Origin of the sequence: Phaeobacter gallaeciensis, assembly GCF_001678945.1 — a bacterium.
GTDB classification, from domain to species: Bacteria; Pseudomonadota; Alphaproteobacteria; order Rhodobacterales; family Rhodobacteraceae; genus Phycobacter; species Phycobacter gallaeciensis_A.
In genome coordinates this window covers 76148-90241 of record NZ_CP015124.1, presented here as the reverse complement: position 1 = coordinate 90241, position 14094 = coordinate 76148, and the positions used below count along the sequence as shown (strand labels likewise).

Genomic DNA, 14094 nt, shown 5'->3' with positions numbered 1-14094 from the left:
TGTACAGTATTGCGCCACCTGCGATGACGATGTCGTTCAGCTGGGCCTTGCATCTCTGATTAGCCATCAAAGCCGCACCTTAGGGGCGCAAATCCTTGCAGAGACAGGTTTCAGGCCATCTGCCCTCTTGCCAGCCGCCCTGTCTGCCCCTATGAGCCAGACATGAGCCAGACATCCCATGACCGCCTCCTGATTATCGACTTTGGCAGCCAGGTCACGCAGCTTATTGCGCGTCGCCTGCGCGAGCTGAACGTCTATTGCGAAATCCACCCCTATCAGAATGTCACGATGGACTTTGTGCGCGAAATGGCGCCCAAGGCCGTGATCTTCTCCGGGGGTCCGGACAGTGTGACCCGCGAGGGATCCCCCCGCGTGCCGCAAGAGATTTTTGACTATGGCGTGCCGATCCTTGGCATCTGCTACGGTCAGCAGGTGATGATGCACCAGTTGGGCGGCAAGGTGCTGTCGGGCCACGGCACCGCCGAATTCGGCCGAGCCTATGTGACCCCGACCGTCGACTCCCTGCCTCTACTAAACGGGTGGTTCCAGGACGACAGCGACCGCGAACAGGTCTGGATGTCGCATGGAGACCACGTCAGTGAAATCGCACCGGGTTTCAAGGTCTACGGCACATCGCCCAACGCCCCCTTTGCAATCACCGCAGATGTCTCGCGCAATTTCTACGCGGTGCAATTCCACCCCGAGGTGCATCACACGCCGAACGGCGCCAAACTCTATGAGAACTTCGTCAAGCTGGCCGGGTTCAGCGGCGACTGGACCATGGGCGCCTACCGCGAACAGGCCATCCAGGCGATCCGCGATCAGGTCGGCGACAAGCAGGTGATCTGTGGTCTGTCCGGCGGCGTCGACAGCTCGGTTGCGGCCGTGCTGATCCACGAGGCGATAGGCGATCAGCTGACCTGCGTCTTTGTTGACCACGGTCTATTGCGCAAGGGTGAGGCCGAAGAGGTCGTCACCATGTTCCGCGACAATTACAATATGCGCCTGATCCACGCGGATGAGCAGGACCTGTTTCTGGGGGAACTGGAAGGCCAGTCCGACCCGGAAACCAAGCGCAAAATCATTGGCAAGCTGTTCATCGACGTGTTCCAGAAACACGCCGACACCATCGAAGGCGCCGAATTCCTCGCTCAGGGTACGCTCTACCCTGATGTAATTGAGTCTGTGTCCTTCTCGGGCGGGCCTTCGGTCACGATCAAATCCCACCACAACGTGGGCGGCCTGCCTGAAAAGATGGGTCTGAAACTGGTCGAACCCCTGCGCGAGCTGTTCAAGGACGAGGTCCGAGCGCTGGGCCGCGAGCTGGGCCTGCCGCAGAGCTTTATCGGTCGTCACCCCTTCCCCGGACCGGGTCTTGCCATCCGTTGTCCCGGCGAAATCACCCGCGAAAAGCTGGACATCCTGCGCGAGGCCGACGCGGTCTATATCGACCAGATCCGCAAACACGGTCTCTATGACGAGATCTGGCAGGCATTTGTCGCGATTCTGCCGGTGCGTACCGTCGGCGTAATGGGCGATGGCCGCACCTATGACTACGCCTGCGCCCTGCGGGCCGTGACTTCGGTCGATGGTATGACTGCGGATTACTACCCCTTCAGCCACGAGTTCCTCGGCGAGACGGCGACCCGGATCATCAACGAGGTCAAGGGCATCAACCGCTGTACCTATGACATCACCTCGAAGCCTCCGGGCACGATCGAGTGGGAGTGATCCCTCGCGTGTAAGTCGTTGATACTATAGATTGGCGACTTACACATTTTCCTTAGGCGCTCAGACCAAACATTGATTTTCCGAGGTTCATACCTCCGCCCCAGAGAGTGGCGAGTGCGGCGCGGATTTCGAGTGATGACGTCCCGCATCCCATTGTCTTGCGACGTCTTTTTGAAACACGTGCCTCGACTGGTACGGATGGCGTGCAACTCTGCCGTAACAACTGGCCAATCAACGCCCCCTCACCATCTCGGCAACGAAGCCCTGACCGCGCCAAACCATGCTGTGGTCTGCGCTCTCCCGTAGAAACAAATAGGCCCTGCCCCAGCAGGCGCACCTACGGACTGTCTCTTCTGCACGGGAATAACGTCACCAATTTCGGTGACTAAAACCTCGTACATTTCCTGCACACACCGGCACTCGATTATTTCCCAGGAAAGAGAGAGTTCCGCGCAAACACCGCACCAAATCTTGACTACGCCCCCCCCGACGACAAAATCTATGGCATTATGAAAATTCGAAACGAGACAAAAACATTGGCTGATCAGCTCGAAGAATCCCCACTACGCTGGATGATGTTTTTGTCCTAAAGCGTTTCACACACGCCGACGAACGCGGAATATTTACCAAAACATATAATTACAAGATGTTCGATGAGTTAAACCTAGGGGAATCCATTGAAATCCGAGAATCTCTATGCAGTATTTCGAAAAAGAACGTTATACGCGGAATGCATTACCAGACCGCCCCGTATGGCTGCGCAAAAATTGTAAGCGTTGTCAAAGGCGAGATCATTGACGTTATTGTTGGAGTGGGCGGAGCGTCAAACGAACGAAACAAAGGCAAATTTTCTCCGTTAACCTATCCGACAAAACCGGAAAAGTCAATTTATTTCGGACGGATACGCGCACGGCTTTCAGGTTCTTAGCGAAGAGGCCGTAGTTGTTTATCATCAGACAAATCATTTTGACGCGGCTTCTGAAACCGGAATTAATTTTGATTCATTCGGATTTCAATGGCCGGTACAAAACATCGTTATCAGCGAAAAAGACGCAGCGCTTCCGGGGTCGAACGAAGTTCTTTGATGCACTCAAAGGATTATTCGACCTGAGACCTTATTGGATCAAAATATGGTTGAAAACGGAGCGTTGCTGAATGCTCTGAAAATACTTCAAACGGCTCCTTATGCATCCATTCCACACCGCATTATTCATTTAACAAGCGGCGACAGAATACATTTTAACTTCACTCCTGTACGCAACAGTGATGCGCTGAGGCAATACAATCTAGTAATATGGTGTTGCCGATTTTCGATAGCTATCCGGTCCGCCTTGAGCACTTTAACGACCGGATGATTTCGGCCTGCGGCTTACGAAGATTTCCGAACGGGTCCGAACCTCTTTTTTTCAACTTAAGCATACATATTTTTAACACATCCTTCCTAGTTTGCTTGGCGTTGCTCCAGTACGCAAAGGCTGACCCGTGATCATTTGCCACCCTCTCAGGCTCATTTTCATCAAGACGATGAAGGTCGGGGGAACGTCGTTCGAGATCGCCCTGTCGAGTCTGTGCGATGGCGACAGCGTCATCACCCCCATTGCTCTGGATGATGAGGCTTTGCGCCGCAGGCTGGGGATTCCCGGCCCGCAGAATTATATAGCTCCGATCTGGCGCAACGCTGATGGCGAAGAATACTGGAGAAGTTCAGGAGATTTCGTCAACCACATCCCGGCCCCAAGGGCTAAGGCCCTTATTCCACCCGACGTCTGGGACGGATATCGTAAGATTACCATCTGGCGTAATCCCTTCGATGTGGCCATTTCGCGCTATTTCTGGGTGGGCGGCACCGCAACCGGGATGCATTTTGACGAGTTTGTCGACCGTCACCGGAGCTTCCTGCACGACAATGCCCGGATCGCACCGCTTACAGGAGAAGCCGCTCTCGACAGCTATCTGCGGTATGAATGCCTTGCGGATGACATGGAGTCGCTTCAGGTGCCCGGCCTGAAAGAGCTGTTCCAGGCGTTGAACGCAAAGAGCAATATCCGCCCCAAATGGGGCACATCTGTCACGGAAACATATTCCATGTTCCCTGCCGCGGCAGAGATCATCGCAGAAGAGTGCAAGGAAGAAATCGCCTTTTTTGGCTATCAGAATCCATTGTCACATTCGCCTCCCCAAGCAGCACAAACAAAGGACAAAATCCATGTCTGAGCTCATATTCTCCCTCGCAGCAGGCCGGTCTGGCAGCGCCTGGCTTGCCAAGTTTTTGGAAGCGAACCTAGGCTTTCCAACCGTGCACGAACCGTTCGGCATTGACGATTTTGGCAATACCATGCCGGATATTCGCACCATGCGCTCCTTCAATATGCGCGGGATGGATGACGTGGTCCGCGGGTTCTGGGGCCGAAAGATGGCCAGCCTGCCAAAAGATAAGCCCTATGCGGAAACCAACCACACGCTCGGCAAATGTGGTCTGATCGAAACTCTGATCGATCATCCGCGCTGCGACGATACGACAGTCATCATCCTGCGTCGGAACCTAGCCAAACAATGCGCCAGCTACATCCAGCGCAATGATTGCGGGAACATGACGCTATTGTGGCAATGGTACCTGGCCCCCAATTATCGCAATGTCATCCTGAAACCCGAGTCCTTCCTGAAAATGGGCGTCGTCGGGACCGCGCTTTGGTACACGCTCGAAATGGAATGCCGTCAGCATTATTATGAACAAGTTTACGGCGACCGCGTCAGATTTGTGCATGCTCAGCTGGAAGACGTCATCACGCCTGAGGGCGCCCGCAAGCTGCTTGCAGATCTTGGCCGAGACCAAGCCGCAACGCTTCCTCCAAAGGCCAATGCGAATGTGGCGCCTCCTGACGTTGGGCTGATCGATGAGATCGACACTTTTCTGACGAAAACCGGTTTCGACGCCCAAGCGCTGGTGGCCCAGTACCTGGATGCGGGGTTTAGCCTGGATCAGTCACACAAGAAACAGCCACAGGTCGCTGCCTCCTCTTGACCCTTCCATGCAATTGGGCCTTCTTGCTGCCCAAGCCATGCGGGGGACGACACAATGCAAGAGCAGCCAATACAGATCGCCAAGGCAGCGCTGTGGATGACCGGCTCGATCGTCTCGTTCTCCTCCATGGCCATCGCCGGGCGCGAGGCGGGGCTGACGCTCGATACCTTTGAGATCATGGCCTACCGCAGCGTGGTGGGCGTGATCGTGGTGGTGGCGATCCTGACATTGACCGGCAAATGGCATCAGGTCAGCCGCAAGCGCATGGGGCTGCACCTGGTGCGCAATCTGGCGCATTTTACCGGCCAGAACCTATGGTTCTTCGCCGTAACGGTCATTCCGCTGGCTCAGGTCTTCTCTCTTGAATTCACCTCCCCCATCTGGGTAATCATCCTGTCGCCCCTGATGCTAGGCGAGCGTATGACGCGGGTCCGGGCGGGCGCGGCAATGCTGGGCTTCATCGGCATTCTGATCGTCGCGCGCCCCTCGCCGGAAACGATAAACGCCGGTGTTCTGGCGGCGGCTGGCTGCGCGATTTTCTTTGCCCTGACGGCAATTTTCACCAAGCGCCTGACCCGCCACGAAAGCATTGCCTCGATCCTGTTCTGGCTCACCTCCATGCAACTGGTGTTCGGCTTTGCCATGGCAGGCTGGGACGGTGACGTCGCCATTCCGGATGCCACCACCCTGCCCTGGCTGGTACTGATTGGCCTTGCTGGCCTTACCGCGCATTTCTGCCTGACCAACGCCCTGTCGCTGGCCCCGGCCACCGTGGTGATGCCGATCGATTTCACCCGTCTGCCCGCCATCGCGATTCTGGCGATGATCCTTTACGGCGAAGAGGTGGTGATCTGGACCCTGCTCGGCGCTGTGGTGATTTTCGCTGCGAACTACATCAACATTCTGGATGCGTCCGGCAGGCTGCGCCCGCGCGGTGCGCGCATCGGCTAGGGCTTTCTGCCCAAACGGCAGATGAAGCCGCAGGAAACGGGTCGCGGCAGCATCCCTTTCGGCGCAGAAAAGCGGCATGACAACACAGCATTCCATATCCCCCCGCGCTTGGGTCGAGCTGAGCCTATTGGCCTGCCTCTGGGGCGCCTCCTTTCTGTCGATCCGCATCACACTCAACGAAGTGCCGGTACTGACCTCGGTATTCTACCGTTGCGCCGGCGGCGCCGTGGTCCTTTGGGTTGCGGTACTCCTCCTGCGTCTGCCGCTGCCGCGCGCGCCCCAAGTCTGGGGGAGTTTTCTGGTGATGGGGCTGCTCAACAACGTGATCCCCTTCGTGCTGATGGCCTGGGGACAGCTCCATATCGAAACCGGGCTGACCTCGATACTGAATGCCACAACGGCAATATTCGGAGTTCTGGTGGCCGCGCTGTTCTTTGCCGATGAAAGGATCACAGCGCGGCGAGCCATCGGCGTTGCCTTGGGGTTTCTGGGCGTATCGACGGCAATCGGCCTCAGCAGCTTTGCGGATTTCGATCCGCGCAGCGCGGCGCAACTGGCGGTTCTTACCGGCACGCTCTCCTACGCATTGGCAGCGGTCTGGGCGAAACAGCACCTTGCTGGGCTGAAACCGCAAGTGGCCGCTGCGGGAATGCTGACGGGTTCCGCCCTGATCCTGCTGCCCCTCACGCTGGTTGTGGATGGGGTGCCGCGCCTTGATCTGATGCCAGTCACCTGGCTCGCGATTTTCTACTATGCGGTCTTTGCTACGGCGGGGGCATATCTTCTGTACTACCGGGTGCTGGCGATGGCGGGCAGCGGCAACCTGATGCTGGTGACGCTGATGATCCCGCCCGTTGCCATCCTTCTGGGCGCCGTGGTGCTGGGCGAGGCCCTGCCGCCCCATGCCTACCCCGGATTTGCGCTTCTGGCGCTTGGCCTGCTGATCATTCAGGGGCGCATTCCCCTGCCCCGACGCCTTCGGCGGAATTGACCCGGCCGCAGACACTGGCTAGCAAGGCGCCAGGTGATCAAGGATCTGGAATGCCAATGCTTTATTCTTCCGCTCAGGCGTGGCGCGACGCCCCCAGCAAACGCGTGCTGTTCTTTGGCATGTCGGGACTCGGCAAGACCTACATCAGCAACATCCTGCGCGGCGCGGGGGGCTGGTTCCACTACTCGATCGATTACCGCATCGGCACTCGCTACATGGGCGAATACATCGCCGACAACGCCAAGGCCGAGGCGATGAAGGTCCCCTTCCTGCGTGATCTGCTGCTGTCGGATTCGATCTACATCGGATCGAATATTACCTTCGACAACCTGACACCGGTCTCCTCCTACCTCGGCAAACCCGGCAGCCCGGCCATGGGGGGCCTCCCGATGAGCGAATACCGTCGCCGTCAGGAACAGTTTCGCCTGGCCGAAATCCACGCCCTGCTGGATACCGAATATTTCATCGACCGGGCCGAGAGGCTTTATGGCTATCCGCATTTCATCTGCGACACTGGTGGGTCGATCTGTGAATGGGTGGATGCCGAGGATCCGAACGATCCGGTCCTGACCGAACTGTCCAAACACACGCTGATGGTCTGGATCAAAGGTGACGAGGCCCATACCGAAGAGTTGATTCGCCGCTTTGATCGTGCGCCCAAACCGATGTCCTATCAGCCGGAGTTCCTGAGCAGGGTCTGGGAAGACTATCTTAGAAAAAACAATGTATCAGAGGCGGATGTTGACCCCGATGCCTTCATTCGCTGGACCTATGCGCAGGCGCTGGCGCACCGTCAGCCGCGCTATGAGGCGATGGCACAGAACTGGGGCGTGACCGTCACCGCCGACCAGATCAGCGCCGTGCGCGACGAGGCTGGTTTCGAGGACTTGATCGCCAGCGCACTTGAGAGTGCCGCCTAGGCAGCTTATCTCTTGCCCTCAGCCTAACACATGAACCGCAAGGACCTGACATGCCTATCAAGATCCCTTCTGACCTGCCCGCCTATGACGTTCTGACGAACGAAGGCGTGATGGTCATGTCGCCGGATCAGGCGGCGCGTCAGGATATCCGCCCGCTGCGCATCGGCCTGCTCAATCTGATGCCAAAGAAGATTCAGACGGAGAACCAGTTCGCCAGGCTGATCGGCGCGACGCCGCTCCAGATCGAACTGTCTCTGATCCGGATGACCGAGCACCAGACCCGCAACACCGCGGCCGAGCATATGGCCGAATTCTATCGCCCTTTTCAGGAGGTGAAGGACGAGCGCTTTGACGGGTTGATCATCACCGGCGCCCCAATCGAACATCTGAATTTCGACAACGTCACCTATTGGGATGAGCTGCGCGAGGTGTTTGAATGGACGCAGACCAATGTGCACTCCACCTTTGGCGTCTGTTGGGGCGGCATGGCGATGATAAACTATTTCCACGGCGTCAAGAAACACATGCTGGATCACAAGGCCTTCGGCTGCTTCCGACATAAGAACCTCGCGCCTGCCTCGCCCTACCTACGCGGGTTTTCAGACGATTGCGTCATTCCCGTCTCGCGCTGGACCGAGATGAAACAGGATGAAATCGACAGCCATCCAGAGCTCATCACCCTTCTGGGAAGTGATGAGGTTGGCCCCTGTCTGGTCGAGGATCCGAACCATCGCGCGCTCTATATCTTCAATCACTTCGAATACGACAGTGATACGCTGAAACAGGAATATGATCGCGACGTTGCCAATGGCACAGAGATCAACGTGCCGATCAACTACTACCCGGATGATGATCCCAGCCGCACGCCGCAGAACCGCTGGCGCAGCCATGCGCATCTGCTTTATGGCAACTGGATCAACCAAATCTACCAAAGCACGCCCTTCGATCTGAACAACATCGGTCAATAGCGCATTGTTATCGCTTGCCTTTGCCATGGCTGCAGGCGTCGGCATCACCGCCCTGCAAGGATCCCGGCGGGAGGCCCGCGCCAGGGCCAGCCACCCGCCTGAAGGCCGGTTTATTGAGGTGGGTGATGCCCGTGTGCACGCGGTCGAGATGGGCCAGCCGCAGGGCTCGGCGCCAGATCTGGTGCTGATCCACGGCTCCAACGGCAGCACCCGCGATATGAGCTTTCGCCTCGCCCCTGCGTTGGCCGACCGTTTCCGCGTGCTGATGTTCGATCGCCCCGGTCTCGGCTATACCGCGGCGCCCAAGGCTGGCAATGCAACGCTGGAGGATCAGGCGGCCCTGCTGCAACAGGCCGCGGCCAGCCTTGGCGCCGAACGTCCCATCGTGCTGGGGCAAAGCTATGGAGGGGCCGTGGCGCTCGCCTGGGCTGTCTACCATCCGGATAATCTCTCGGCGCTGATCTCGGTCTCTGGCGTGTCGCACCCTTGGGATGGCTCGCTCGATCCATTCTACAAAGTGACAGCCTCGCCGCTGGGTAGCCGTCTGGTGGTGCCGCTGATCACTTCCTATGTGCCGGAACGCACCGTGACCCGCGCGCTGGAGGATGTCTTTGCCCCCCAACCAGTGCCAGAAGGATACGCCGAGCATTTTGGTCCCGGACTGACCCTCAGGCGCGGATCGCTCCGGGCCAATGCCCTGCACCGGGCCAACCTTCTGCGCGATATCAAAGCGCAGGCACCGCAGTATGACCGCATCAAGGTACCGGTCGAGCTTGTGCATGGCGACGCCGACACCACCGTTGGGGTTCATCTGCACGCCGCAAGACTGGTCAACGACGTGCCGCAAGCCCGGCTGACCCTACTCGACGGGATTGGCCACATGCCACACCATGTGGCCACCGGGGATGTGACAGACGCCGTGGACCGCGCCGCCGCCCGCGCCGGGCTTTAGGTAAATCGGAGTCACATTGCACTGCGCAATGCCCTATAAAGAGTTGAGGACAGGAAGGTTTTGCCCATGACATTGCCATTTGACGGCGCCATCAGCCGCTATTTCGAGACCGGCGCGCCTTCTGACATCCGCAAGGCTATCGCCGATGCGGGAAAGAAGGCGATATTGGATTCGGACTATCCGCATGCCGCGCGGATGAAGAAAAAGTCCTATGAGCAATCCATGGACGCGTTGCAGATCGAGCTGGTGAAACTGCAATCCTGGGTCAAAGCCTCTGGCGCCCGTGTCGCCGTGGTGTTCGAAGGTCGAGATGCCGCAGGAAAAGGTGGCACAATCAAACGCTTCCGCGAAAACCTTAACCCCCGCGGCGCGCGGGTTGTGGCGCTGCAGAAACCATCCGAGGCTGAACAGACCCAATGGTATTTCCAGCGCTATATCGGCCATCTGCCCTCGGGCGGTGAAATCGTGTTTTTCGACCGCAGCTGGTACAATCGCGGCGTCGTCGAAAAGGTCTTTGGCTTTTGCACCGACACGCAGCGCGAGCGCTTCTTCCATCAGGTTACAGGGTTCGAGGAGGCTCTGGTCGAGGACGGCATTCACCTGTTCAAGATCTGGCTGAATGTTGGCCGCGCCGAGCAGCTCGATCGGTTTCTGGCCCGCGAATCCGATCCGCTGAAGCATTGGAAGCTAAGCACCATCGACGTAAGAGGGCTGGAACGCTGGGACGCCTATACCGATGCCATCGGCGAAACCTTCCGCCGCAGCCACACCAAGGTGGCCCCCTGGACAGTCGTCCGCTCGGACGACAAGCGTCGCGCGCGGCTGGCTGCCATCCGTTCGGTCCTACATGGACTGGATTATGACAACAAAAACGCCGAGGCGCTTGGGGACGTAGATCCCCTCATCTGTGGCGGACCGGACATCTGGAATGCGTAAACGCGGCTATCATCACGGCAACCTGCGTCAGGCCCTTGTGGAATCCGCACTGGGTCTGATCGAGGCAAAAGGCCCGACCGGCTTTACCCTGTCCGAGGCGGCAAAACAGGCGGGCGTTACCCCGGCGGCAGTCTATCGCCATTTCGAAGGCCGTGAAGATCTGATCGCAGAGGCCGCGAAACAGGGCTTTGCGATGTTCGCCGATCTGATGCAGCACGCCTATGAAAAATATCAGCCCTCGGCCCTCGCGGCGTTTGAGGCAACGGGACGGGCCTATCTCGCCTTTGCCCGCAAACATCCCGGCCATTACATCGCGATGTTCGAAAGCGGTATTTCCGTCAACCGCACGCCCGAACTGGCGGATGCCGCTGCCCGCGCACGGGGCATCCTGGAAAAGGCTGCTGCGGATCTGAGCCAGCACATCCCGGCCGAAAAACGCCCGCCCGCAGCGATGTTTTCCGCCCATATCATGGCGCTGAGCCACGGGGTTGTGGAGCTTTATGCCCGCAACACGCCCGGTGCCACCTCGCCCTTCTCGCCCGAGGATCTGCTTGAAAGCGGGATCATGATCTATCTGCGCGGTCTGGGCCTGATTGAACCCGACAAATAGGCACCGCGGCTGCGCCTTTGTACGTAGGTTCCAGGGCGGTCCAATCCCCCGTTTCAGCCACACAGACAAACCACGAAAAAAGGCCGCAGATTTCTCTGCGGCCTTTCTCTGTTCTGCTGTCCAGCGATTAACGCTTGGAGAACTGGAACGAACGACGCGCTTTGCGGCGGCCGAATTTCTTACGTTCAACAACACGGCTGTCACGGGTCAGGAAGCCAGCAGCTTTCAGAGCGCCGCGCAGGGCGGGATCATAAAGCTGCAGAGCTTTGGAGATGCCGTGCTTGACCGCACCGGCCTGACCGGAAAGGCCACCGCCTTTGACGGTTGCGTAGACGTCGAACTGGTCTTCGACACCGGCAACGGTGAACGGCTGGCGCAGGATCATCTGCAGCACCGGACGGGCGAAGTATTTGTTCAGCTCTTTGCCGTTCACTTCGACCTTGCCGGAACCCGGCTTGATCCAGACGCGTGCGACTGCGTCTTTCCGCTTACCGGTTGCATAGGCACGACCCAGCTCGTCACGGACGGGCTCACGGGAAATGGTTTCTTCAGCGACAGCTTCAACGCCTGCAACGGCGCCCAGCTCTTCGAGAGTGTTGATCTGATCAGCCATCGGTCTCAGCTCCGCGTGTTTTTCTTGTTCATGGATTTGACATCCAGAACCTCGGGGGCCTGGGCCTCATGCGGGTGCGCGGCACCAGCATAGATACGCAGGTTGCTCATCTGCTGGCGCGCCAGACGGTTGCCCGGCAGCATGCGCTTCACAGCCTGATAGACAACACGCTCGGGGTGCGCGCCTTCCAGGATCTGTTGCTTGGTGCGGGACTTGATGCCGCCCGGGTGGCCGGTGTGCCAGTAGAAGTGCTCGTCGCGCTTCTTGCCGGTCATCTGTACCTTGTCGGCGTTGATGATGATGACGTTGTCGCCCATGTCCATGTTCGGCGTGAACGACGCTTTGTGCTTACCGCGCAGGCGCATGGCAACGATCGAGGCAAGACGGCCCAGAACAACGCCTTCGGCGTCGATCAGGATCCAGTTCTTCTCGATATCTGCCGGAGTAGCAGAGAAGGTTTTCATGGCAGGTCTATCCTGTTTGTCGTGAAGATGAGCCGGAATACAACTCACCTGAATTCGATGGACGGGGTTTACGGGGATCTCCGCACTGCGTCAACACAGCAAAACAACAATTTATCACGTAAAATCAGTGTGTTAAAAAATAGGTATCAAAATACCCCACTCCTAGACGCTGATTTGCTCGGGCGGGTTGTCCAAAAGGCTGCGCAAACGCAGCATCGCGTCTTCGAACTTAGCCAAAGAAACCTGCCCATTGATGGTGATGCGCACGGCATTGGGCGCGCGGCCATCCCTCAGGGCGAATTCATCGGCTGACCTGATCTGCACACCTGCAGCTTCTGCCGCGCGAGTAAAGGCAGCGGAGCGCCAGCCTGCAGGCAGTTTCAGCCAGAGGAACGGGACCTCGTCTTTCCATGTCAACTCAAATGCACCAAGGGCATTCACCGCCACACGCACATATTTGGCCATTTCCTTGCGCACTTCTTTGGCCAGCTCCTTGCTGCGCGGGTCCGAAAGCAAGACGCGGATCAGTTCAGCCAGCGGCTGCGACAGGCCAAAAAAGCTGTATTCCGCTGACCGGCGCAGATCCTGTTCATGTCCTTTGGGCGCGAGGGCAAAACCGACGCGCAGCGCCGGCGTCAAAACCTTGGAAATCGAACAGACGTGCCAGGTGATATCCGGCGCCAGAGCGCGATAGCTGGGCGCGCCGGCCTCTCCCATGCGATAGCAATCATCCTCGACGATCTGCAACTCATGCCGCCGCGCGACCTTGATGATCTCCTCGCGCCGTTTTTGCGGCGTAAAAAGACCGGTCGGATTGTGCACCTCGGGGCTGGTACATAGAACCGTCGCGCCCGTCTTGCGGATGGCAAGCTCCAGCGAATCCGGACGAATCCCGTGTTCGTCCATCCCCACCCCGACAACCTTGGCCCGGAGCAGTTCAGACGCACGACGAAAGCCGGCATAAGAAAGATCCTCGACCAACAGCGTGGGCTGCGCGTCCTTCAGGACCGCCTGCAGCACTGTTAGGATGCCGTTCTGACCGCCATGGGTCAGGACCACCTGGCTTTCATCAAGCGGCCCCAGCGGCTGATCTGACAGCCACTCCACCACCGCTTCGCGCACCGGGCGGTAGGCGTCACGGGTCGGGTAGTTCAGGAACATCAGCGGATCGGCAGCGGCGACCTTCTTCATCGCCTCCCGGATCGCAGCCACCTGCCCCACATCGGCAAGGCGCGGGCTGAACAGGCTGACATGGTTGGGATCGCTTTCCTCCCGTAGGTGCAATTCGCGGGACCAGACATCATCCATGACCTTGGTCTGCCGCTCAGCGACAAATGTACCGCGCCCGACCTCGGCCTGCAGAAGTCCTTCGTCCGTGAGGGTGGAATAGGCCCGTGCCACCGTGCCGGGGGTGATGCCCAGCTGATAGGCCAGATCGCGCACCGGCGGCAACTTTGTACCAACACGCAATGTATCGTTTTCCACCGCTGCGCGGATTGTATCGGCCACCCGCTGATACTTCGGTCCAGGCTTATCACCAAGGCTCGGCGCCCAAATTGTACCCATTACAATGCTTCCTTAGACAGCTGAGTCGGAACTTTGTATCAAGTGATCGTACCAACAACACAGGATTGTATCAATACAATAAAGGATCTGACCATGACACAGCACGCGACCCCTGCACATACCAGCATCACCTTTCTGACCAATCAGCCCACCCTGCCGGTGCTGGCTCAGGTCGCGGTGACGTTCGCGGTTCTGATGACGAAATGGTCCGTCCGACAGCGCAGCCGTAAACAGCTCCGCCACCTGACCCCGGAACAATTGCAAGACATCGGGCTCTCCCGCGAGGACGCCCATTATGAAGCCACTCTTCCGTTCTGGCGCCCCTGATCCCCGGGTACCGGAACCACCTGACGGCCGGGGCCAGTTCCCC

Annotated in this window: 16 protein-coding genes; 13 read left to right on the top strand and 3 right to left on the bottom strand. The window is 58.4% G+C overall.

All coding sequences use genetic code 11. The annotated features are described in order from the left end of the window. Positions 1-162: 162 nt before the first annotated feature. From guaA to JL2886_RS00375, 12 genes are all read left to right on the top strand, one after another. A complete protein-coding gene (gene guaA / locus JL2886_RS00420) occupies positions 163-1731 on the top strand; it encodes a glutamine-hydrolyzing GMP synthase (protein ID WP_065270210.1) in 1569 nt (522 codons plus the stop codon). A 556-nt stretch (positions 1732-2287) separates the two neighbouring features. Next, the gene (locus JL2886_RS19840) at positions 2288-2659 is read left to right on the top strand and encodes a dTDP-4-dehydrorhamnose 3,5-epimerase family protein (RefSeq protein WP_082995956.1); all 372 of its coding nucleotides are present in this window, start codon (positions 2288-2290) and stop codon (positions 2657-2659) included. Then, positions 2595-2816, top strand: coding sequence for a dTDP-4-dehydrorhamnose 3,5-epimerase family protein (locus tag JL2886_RS19835; protein ID WP_082996136.1), 222 nt, complete (start codon positions 2595-2597; stop codon positions 2814-2816). The genes JL2886_RS19840 and JL2886_RS19835 overlap by 65 nt, the downstream gene beginning before the upstream one ends. Positions 2817-3213: 397 nt before the next feature. Further along, positions 3214-3945 carry a hypothetical protein gene (locus JL2886_RS00415; protein ID WP_133245343.1) on the top strand — a complete coding sequence of 244 codons (732 nt, stop codon included), beginning with the start codon at positions 3214-3216 and terminating at the stop codon, positions 3943-3945. Beyond that, the gene (locus JL2886_RS00410) at positions 3938-4753 is read left to right on the top strand and encodes a hypothetical protein (protein ID WP_237028403.1); all 816 of its coding nucleotides are present in this window, start codon (positions 3938-3940) and stop codon (positions 4751-4753) included. The genes JL2886_RS00415 and JL2886_RS00410 overlap by 8 nt, the downstream gene beginning before the upstream one ends. A 54-nt stretch (positions 4754-4807) precedes the next feature. Then, complete coding sequence (locus JL2886_RS00405; RefSeq protein WP_065270208.1) at positions 4808-5704, top strand: DMT family transporter; 897 nt, start codon at positions 4808-4810, stop codon at positions 5702-5704. Positions 5705-5780: 76 nt separating this feature from the next. Continuing rightward, entirely contained in the window at positions 5781-6695 is a 915-nt protein-coding gene (locus tag JL2886_RS00400; protein WP_065270207.1) for a DMT family transporter, read from the top strand. Positions 6696-6751: 56 nt separating this feature from the next. Further along, positions 6752-7615 (top strand): ATPase, encoded by an 864-nt coding sequence (locus tag JL2886_RS00395; protein WP_065270206.1) that lies wholly within the window; start codon positions 6752-6754, stop codon positions 7613-7615. Positions 7616-7665: 50 nt separating this feature from the next. Beyond that, the gene (gene metA / locus JL2886_RS00390) at positions 7666-8583 is read left to right on the top strand and encodes a homoserine O-acetyltransferase MetA (RefSeq protein ID WP_065270205.1); all 918 of its coding nucleotides are present in this window, start codon (positions 7666-7668) and stop codon (positions 8581-8583) included. Positions 8584-8587: 4 nt separating this feature from the next. After that, positions 8588-9535, top strand: a complete 948-nt coding sequence (locus tag JL2886_RS00385) for an alpha/beta fold hydrolase (RefSeq protein ID WP_237028402.1) — start codon at positions 8588-8590, stop codon at positions 9533-9535. Positions 9536-9601: 66 nt separating this feature from the next. Then, on the top strand, positions 9602-10471 hold the full coding sequence (gene ppk2 / locus JL2886_RS00380; protein WP_065270203.1) for a polyphosphate kinase 2: 870 nt from the start codon (positions 9602-9604) through the stop codon (positions 10469-10471). Continuing rightward, entirely contained in the window at positions 10464-11081 is a 618-nt protein-coding gene (locus tag JL2886_RS00375) for a TetR/AcrR family transcriptional regulator (protein ID WP_065270202.1), read from the top strand. Before ppk2 ends, JL2886_RS00375 begins: the two co-directional genes overlap by 8 nt. A gap of 127 nt (positions 11082-11208) precedes the next feature. Here the strand turns inward: JL2886_RS00375 and rpsI are convergent, their stop codons facing one another. From rpsI to JL2886_RS00360, 3 genes are all read right to left on the bottom strand, one after another. Then, on the bottom strand, positions 11209-11694 hold the full coding sequence (gene rpsI, locus JL2886_RS00370; protein ID WP_065270201.1) for a 30S ribosomal protein S9: 486 nt from the start codon (positions 11692-11694) through the stop codon (positions 11209-11211). A gap of 5 nt (positions 11695-11699) precedes the next feature. Continuing rightward, positions 11700-12158, bottom strand: a complete 459-nt coding sequence (rplM, locus tag JL2886_RS00365; protein ID WP_065270200.1) for a 50S ribosomal protein L13 — start codon at positions 12156-12158, stop codon at positions 11700-11702. A 162-nt stretch (positions 12159-12320) separates the two neighbouring features. After that, a complete protein-coding gene (locus JL2886_RS00360) occupies positions 12321-13724 on the bottom strand; it encodes a PLP-dependent aminotransferase family protein (RefSeq protein ID WP_065270199.1) in 1404 nt (467 codons plus the stop codon). A 93-nt stretch (positions 13725-13817) separates the two neighbouring features. On the opposite strand from JL2886_RS00360, the gene JL2886_RS00355 reads away from it, so the two are divergent. Then, entirely contained in the window at positions 13818-14051 is a 234-nt protein-coding gene (locus JL2886_RS00355; protein WP_065270198.1) for a DUF1127 domain-containing protein, read from the top strand. The last annotated feature ends 43 nt before the right edge of the window (positions 14052-14094 follow it).

Bases quoted from the DNA above. Each gene is read 5' to 3' on its own strand.
- guaA (WP_065270210.1), top strand. From the start codon at position 163: ATGAGCCAGACATCCCATGACCGCCTCCTGATTATCGACTTTGGCAGC.
- JL2886_RS00410 (WP_237028403.1), top strand. From the start codon at position 3,938: ATGTCTGAGCTCATATTCTCCCTCGCAGCAGGCCGGTCTGGCAGCGCC.
- JL2886_RS00405 (WP_065270208.1), top strand. From the start codon at position 4,808: ATGCAAGAGCAGCCAATACAGATCGCCAAGGCAGCGCTGTGGATGACC.
- JL2886_RS00400 (WP_065270207.1), top strand. From the start codon at position 5,781: ATGACAACACAGCATTCCATATCCCCCCGCGCTTGGGTCGAGCTGAGC.
- JL2886_RS00395 (WP_065270206.1), top strand. From the start codon at position 6,752: ATGCTTTATTCTTCCGCTCAGGCGTGGCGCGACGCCCCCAGCAAACGC.
- metA (WP_065270205.1), top strand. From the start codon at position 7,666: ATGCCTATCAAGATCCCTTCTGACCTGCCCGCCTATGACGTTCTGACG.
- ppk2 (WP_065270203.1), top strand. From the start codon at position 9,602: ATGACATTGCCATTTGACGGCGCCATCAGCCGCTATTTCGAGACCGGC.
- JL2886_RS00375 (WP_065270202.1), top strand. From the start codon at position 10,464: ATGCGTAAACGCGGCTATCATCACGGCAACCTGCGTCAGGCCCTTGTG.
- rpsI (WP_065270201.1), bottom strand. From the start codon at position 11,694: ATGGCTGATCAGATCAACACTCTCGAAGAGCTGGGCGCCGTTGCAGGC.
- rplM (WP_065270200.1), bottom strand. From the start codon at position 12,158: ATGAAAACCTTCTCTGCTACTCCGGCAGATATCGAGAAGAACTGGATC.
- JL2886_RS00360 (WP_065270199.1), bottom strand. From the start codon at position 13,724: ATGGGTACAATTTGGGCGCCGAGCCTTGGTGATAAGCCTGGACCGAAG.
- JL2886_RS00355 (WP_065270198.1), top strand. From the start codon at position 13,818: ATGACACAGCACGCGACCCCTGCACATACCAGCATCACCTTTCTGACC.